This window comes from Pseudomonas sp. BF-R-01, assembly GCF_019946615.1.
In the GTDB taxonomy this organism is placed as follows: Bacteria; Pseudomonadota; Gammaproteobacteria; order Pseudomonadales; family Pseudomonadaceae; genus Aquipseudomonas; species Aquipseudomonas migulae.
In genome coordinates this window covers 23,468-29,467 of the sequence record NZ_JAGYFX010000076.1, presented here as the reverse complement: position 1 = coordinate 29,467, position 6,000 = coordinate 23,468, and the positions used below count along the sequence as shown (strand labels likewise).

Annotated in this window: 6 protein-coding genes; all 6 read right to left on the bottom strand. The window is 61.2% G+C overall.

Annotated elements, in window-relative coordinates; all coding sequences use genetic code 11:
- Positions 1–400, bottom strand: a 400-nt coding sequence (locus KGB27_RS22985) for a succinylglutamate desuccinylase/aspartoacylase family protein (RefSeq protein ID WP_223556480.1), incomplete at its 3' end; no start/stop codon positions are given.
- A 12-nt stretch (positions 401–412) separates the two neighbouring features.
- On the bottom strand, positions 413–700 hold the full coding sequence (locus tag KGB27_RS22980; protein WP_008033108.1) for a hypothetical protein: 288 nt from the start codon (positions 698–700) through the stop codon (positions 413–415).
- Positions 701–720: 20 nt separating this feature from the next.
- Complete coding sequence (astB, locus tag KGB27_RS22975; protein ID WP_008033110.1) at positions 721–2,067, bottom strand: N-succinylarginine dihydrolase; 1,347 nt, start codon at positions 2,065–2,067, stop codon at positions 721–723.
- Positions 2,068–2,205: 138 nt separating this feature from the next.
- Positions 2,206–3,675 carry a succinylglutamate-semialdehyde dehydrogenase gene (gene astD, locus KGB27_RS22970; protein WP_192227969.1) on the bottom strand — a complete coding sequence of 490 codons (1,470 nt, stop codon included), beginning with the start codon at positions 3,673–3,675 and terminating at the stop codon, positions 2,206–2,208.
- Positions 3,672–4,697: an arginine N-succinyltransferase gene (astA, locus tag KGB27_RS22965; RefSeq protein WP_207285408.1), complete on the bottom strand. Its 1,026-nt coding sequence runs from the start codon at positions 4,695–4,697 to the stop codon at positions 3,672–3,674. The genes astD and astA overlap by 4 nt, the downstream gene beginning before the upstream one ends.
- Before the next feature lie 71 nt (positions 4,698–4,768).
- A complete protein-coding gene (aruF, locus tag KGB27_RS22960; protein WP_008033116.1) occupies positions 4,769–5,788 on the bottom strand; it encodes an arginine/ornithine succinyltransferase subunit alpha in 1,020 nt (339 codons plus the stop codon).
- Positions 5,789–6,000 lie beyond the last annotated feature (212 nt).

Genomic DNA, 6,000 nt, shown 5'->3' with positions numbered 1-6,000 from the left:
CCAGACGCTCCAGTTCACACGCGCGCAGGGCTTCAGAGCCGCTGGTTTGTTCGTGACGGCCGTTGAACAGCCGATTGACGTCCTGCTCGATAAAGCGCTCGCCCTTGCGAATCGCTTCCGGGTTGCCGAACAGGAACAGAATACGTGCGCGCGGCTTCAAGTCGCCGCGAGCGATGTCATGCAACAGGCGATCAAGCAACTCGATCGGCGCTGTTTCGTTGCCATGGATCCCGGCTGACAGCAGCAGGTCCAGGCCATTGTCACGAGCTTCAGGTGGCCGGACTTCCAGCGCACCTTCGCTCAACCAGCGCATGCGTACGCCTTCGACAGTCAGTTGAGTCTTCTCCGCCGGTTCGCGGCCGGCGAGGGTCAGTTCAAGCAGTTTGCCGAGGGCGAGCATAGAGCGGTTTCCTTAGTGGTCGTGGGCGCAATCCGGGCCGTGCACGTGGTCTTCGTCGCCGACTTCAGCCGGTTCCATTTCCAGTTGCAGACTTACCAGATTAGTCGCCAATGGGCGCAGCAGCAGGTTGGCGTATTCAGCGTCACCTTCTTCGACGTCCACGCCGATCAGCAATTGGCCGCGGCCATCGTGCTGAATCCACAGCTCTTTGCCTTGCCAAATGACAGCGACGCGGGTGCAGGAAGTTTCCAGTTGCGTGCCGTCGGTGTCTTCAAGGATCAGCTGCAGGGTATCGCTCATGTGTTTTACGCTCTCGACGTTCAATTGATCTGGAATGGATAAACCGCGCCCAGTTTAAGGATTTGCGTCAGTTCATCCAGTGCCGTCCGGCACTCAAGCAGCAATTGCGGGTCCGCAAGGTCGGTTTCGGCCATGCGGTCGCGGTAGTGCTTTTCGACCCATTCGGTCAGCGTGCCGTACAACGGTGCCGTCATGATAACCCCTGGGTTGACGGCCGCCAGTTCGGTTTCATTCAGTGCCACACGCAAGCGCAGGCACGCCGGGCCACCGCCGTTCTGCATGCTTTGCTTCAGATCGAAGACTTTGACTTCGCGGATCAGGCCGCCGGAACTGGTCAGGCTTTGCAGGTACTGCCAGACGCGTTCGTTGCCACGGCACTCTTCCGGCACGATCAACAGCATCGAGCCGTCAGGACGCGACAGCAACTGGCTGTTGAACAGGTAGGAACGCACCGCGTCTTCAACGGTAACCGCCGAACGGGGTACGCACACCGACTGGAATTTGCCGCCGACCTTGGCGAGTTTGCTTTGCAGCTCGGCCAGCATCTGTTCGGTGTCGAGGAACGCGTCCTCGTGATAGAACAACACCTCGCCGTTACCCACCGCGATCACGTCGTTGTGGAACACGCCCTGATCGATCACCGCAGGATTCTGCTGGGCGTAGACTACGCCGTCATCGCTCAAGCCGTGCAGACGAGCAACGGCTTGCGAGGCTTCGAGGGTCTGGCGCGCCGGGTACTTCTGCGGTGCCGGGTAGCGGTTATCGAACGCGCTGCGACCGAACACAAAGAACTCGACGCCGGCTTCACCGTATTCACGGCAGAAACGCGTGTGGTTGGCTGCGCCTTCGTCACCGAATTGCGCCACGGCCGGCAACGCCGCGTGGTGAGCGAAGTGCTTCTGATCAGCGAACATTGCACCCAGTACACGACTGGTGGTCGGGTGCTCGATGCTGCGGTGGTATTTGCAGTTGAGGTTGGCGGCGGTGAAATGCACGCGACCGTCGGCGGTATCAGCGCTCGGGCTGACCGTGGCGGCGTTGGCCACCCACATGCTCGACGCCGAGCAACTGGCGACCAGCAACGGCATCGCGTCTTTCGCCGCTTGCTCGATCACTTGCGCGTCGGTGCCGCTGAAGCCCAGGCGACGCAGGGCGGCGACATCAGGACGCTCTTGCGGGGCCAGAACGCCTTGTTGAAAGCCCATTTCCATCAGCGCTTTCATTTTCGCCAGGCCTTGCAGCGCAGCTTCCTTCGGGTTCGAAGACTGCTGGCTGTTGCTCTGGGACGCGACGTTGCCGTAGGACAGGCCGCCGTAGTTATGGGTCGGCCCCACTAGACCGTCAAAATTGACTTCATAGGATTTCATCAGCGAGGCTCCACGAGAATCTGTTTTTATAGGCTTCAGTAACTATTCAGTACGACCGCGTTGCGGCCATCGCGGGCAAGCCTCGCTCCTACAGGTTCAATGGGATCCGTAGGAGCGAGGCTTGCCCGCGAATGGGCGCTACGCCATCTTCACGCCTGGCGTGAGGGCCGCTGGCAACGTCAGGCTCGGCGTTTCCAGCGAGGCCACCGGGTACGCGCAGTAATCTGCCGCGTAATAGGCGCTGGCGCGGTGGTTGCCCGAGGCGCCGACGCCGCCGAACGGTGCGCTGCTCGCAGCACCGGTCAGCTGTTTGTTCCAGTTGACGATACCGGCACGGCTTTCCAGCCAGAACTGCTGATAACGCGCTTCGGAATCCGACAGCAAACCGGCCGCCAGGCCATAGTCGGTGTCGTTGGCTTCAGCGATGGCCGCTTCAAAATCAGCGTAGCGGATCACTTGCAGCAACGGGCCGAACAGCTCTTCGTCAGGACGATCGGCAACGGCGGTCACGTCCAGAATACCTGGGGTCAGCAACGCGGCTTGTGCCTCAGGCTGAGTCATTTCCAGCAACGCCACGGCGCCATTGGCCAGCAGATGTTCCTGCGCATCCATCAGCGCTTTTGCCGCGCCAAGGGAAATCACCGAGCCCATGAACGGCGCTGGCTGCTGATCGAACGCACCGACTTCAATCGTCGAGCTGACCGCCACCAGACGCGCCAGCAACGTGTCGCCCCAGGCGCCCTGCGGCACCAGCAAGCGACGGGCACAGGTGCAACGTTGACCGGCAGAAATGAAAGCGGACTGAATGATGGTGTACACCGCTGCATCCAGATCAGCGACCTCATCGACCACCAGCGGGTTATTACCACCCATCTCCAGCGCGAGGATCTTGTCCGGACGACCGGCAAACTGCTGGTGCAGGTGATTGCCGGTACGGCTCGAACCGGTGAAGAACAGACCGTCGATGCCCGGGTTCGCCGCCAGGGCGATACCGGTTTCGCGAGCGCCTTGCAGCAGGTTCAACACGCCGGCTGGCAGGCCGGCTTCGATCCAGCACTTGACCGTCAGTTCGGCGACTTTCGGGGTCAGCTCGCTCGGTTTGAACAGCACGCTGTTACCGGCCAGCAGCGCCGGCACGATGTGACCGTTGGGCAAGTGACCAGGGAAGTTGTAAGGACCGAACACCGCGACCACGCCGTGTGGCTTGTGGCGCAATACGGCGGTGGCGTCGCCCAGCGGGCCGCTCTTCTCGCCGGTACGTTCGCGGTAGCTCTGCACCGAAATCGCAATCTTGTTGACCATGCTGGTCACTTCAGTCGCCGCTTCCCACAGCGGTTTACCGGTTTCTTCACCGATGCAACGCGCCAGCTCGTCAGCGTTGTTTTTCAGCGCGCCAGCAAAGGCTTCCAGCACCGAAATACGTTCTTCCAAAGTACGACGGGCCCACCCCGGAAACGCCTGACGCGCGGCTTGCACGGCGGACTCAACCTGAGCGGCGGTAGCGCCCTCGCCGGCCCACAGCACTTGCTGGGTCACCGGGTTCAACGATTGGAAGGCTTCACCCTGACCGGCCAGCCATTCACCTGCGATGTATAGCGAATTCATTATTTCGACTCCCGAGCAGCAGACAACGGAACGGCGCGCACTTGATCGCCGGCGTTGAGTTGAAGACGTTTGGCGGTCAGCGGATCGACCACCAGCGTACCGGCGGCAAGACGTGCGGGAGCGGCAGTGATCCGGCAGTCTTCGCGCTTGCGGTTGTGAATGATGAATGGCGTGGCGTCGTCACCCGGCGTGCCAACGGCCAACACCAGCGCCTGACTGTCTCGCACGGCGCGGATCTTGCCGGTTTCGCATTCGATGGCCGGGCCGGCGTCGAAAATGTCGACGTAGCCCTGGTAGCTGAAACCTTCGCTCTTGAGCATGGCCAGCGCCGGCTCGGTGTCCGGGTGAACCTGACCGATCACGTTACGTGCATCCGGCGACAGGAAGCACGTGTACAGCGGGAACTTCGGCATCAGTTCGGCGATGAACGCCTTGTTGCCCACACCGGTCAGGTAATCGGCCTGGCTGAATTCCATTTTGAAGAAGTGTCGACCCAGGCTTTCCCAGAACGGCGAACGCCCTGCTTCGTCGGAGACACCGCGCATTTCGGCAATGATCTTGTTGCCGAACAATTGCGGGAACTCGGCGATGAACAGCATTCGCGCCTTGGACAACATGCGACCGTTGAGGCCGGTGCGGAAATCGGCGTGCAGGAACAACGAGCACAATTCCGAGTTGCCGGTCAGGTCGTTGGCCAGAAACAGCGTCGGGATTTCGCGGTAGATGTTCAGCTCTTGCGAAGCGCTGACCGTCAGGCCGACCCGGAAGTTGTACCAGGGCTCACGCAGGCCGACGGCGCCGGCAATGGCGGAAATGCCCACCACACGACCGTTGTCGTCTTCGAGGACGAACAGGTAGTCCGCATCGCCGCGCCCGGCCTCGCCGCGAAAGGTCTTCTCGGCCCAGCCGACCCGATGGGCCAGACGCTCTTCGTTGGCCGGCAAGGTGGTCAGGCCGGTGCCGGTGCTACGGGCCAGGTCGATCAGAGCGGGTAAATCGCTGCTGCGTACGGGACGAACGATCATGCTATCTCCTCAAACGGGCCGCTTGCGCCACCCGCGAAACACTTGCTGCTTTCTAGGTTGAAAAGCAGGCGTTAAACCGCCACCAGGCGCACGCTTGCACCTTCACCGACGCCCAGGGCTTCGGCCGCTTCCAGATCCAGGGTCACGGGTTTGCCCGGCGCGTAATCGAGCTCGAGCAACACGGCGCGGTAATCCTGCAACTGCGCATTGGCCACCAGGTACTGACGACCGGCGCCTTTGACCGGCTCGCCGATTTTCACCGGCACGACACGGCTCTGGGCGATCGAACGGATCCCCGAAACACGCGCATGCAACGTCGGGCCGCCGTCGAAAATGTCGATGTAGTGATCGGTCTCGAAGCCTTCGCGCATCAGGATGTCGAAAGTGATCTGCGCCCGCGGGTGCACCTGGCCCATCGCTTCTTGCGCGGAGTCCGGCAGCAACGGCACGTAGATCGGGTAATGCGGCATCAGCTCGGCGAGGAACGTGCGGCTCTTCAGACCGCACAGACGCTCGGCTTCGGCGTAGTTGAGGTCGAAGAAGTTGCGACCGATGGCGTCCCAGAACGGCGAGTCGCCATTTTCATCGCTGTAACCGACGATCTCGGTCACCACGGAATCGGCAAAGCGCTCCGGATGGCTGGCCACGAACAGCAAGCGGCCACGGGAGTTGAGCTCGGCCCACGGCGAACCCACCAACTCGCGCTGCACGTAGAAACTGGTCAGCAAGCTGTTGCCGGTCAGGTCGTGGCACTGGGAGAGCACGTGAATCTTGTTATGAATCTTCAGCTCGCGGGAGGCGTGCACGAAGGTTTCATTGCGGAAGCTGTAGAACGGCTCGGAATAACCGGCCGAGGCGACGATGGCCGAGCAGCCGGCCAGTTTGCCGGTGGCGGTGTCTTCGAGGACGAAGAAATAGCTCTCTTCACCGTTGAAGCTGACTTCGGCAGCGAACGAGGCTTCGCTCGCGGCGATCTTGTCGCTCAGGCGTTCAACGTCATCCGGCAAGGAAGTGACACCAATCGGGCTGTCCGCAGCCAGACGCTGTACCTCGCCCAGATCAGCCATTTGCGCGGGGCGCATCACCAGCATGGTGTCACTCCTTTCTCTAAACTCTTTGAGGAAAATAAACCGGCCCGGCCTTTTGAAGACTTGGGTAGGAGCGAAGCTTGCTCGCGAAGGTGTGTCAGTCGACATCACGGTGACTGACACACCTTCGCGAGCAAGCTTCGCTCCTACAGAAAAGCGGGGCCGGCATCAAAATTGGGTTCGACGCCTGAAATCATCAGGCGTCGAAGGGTCTA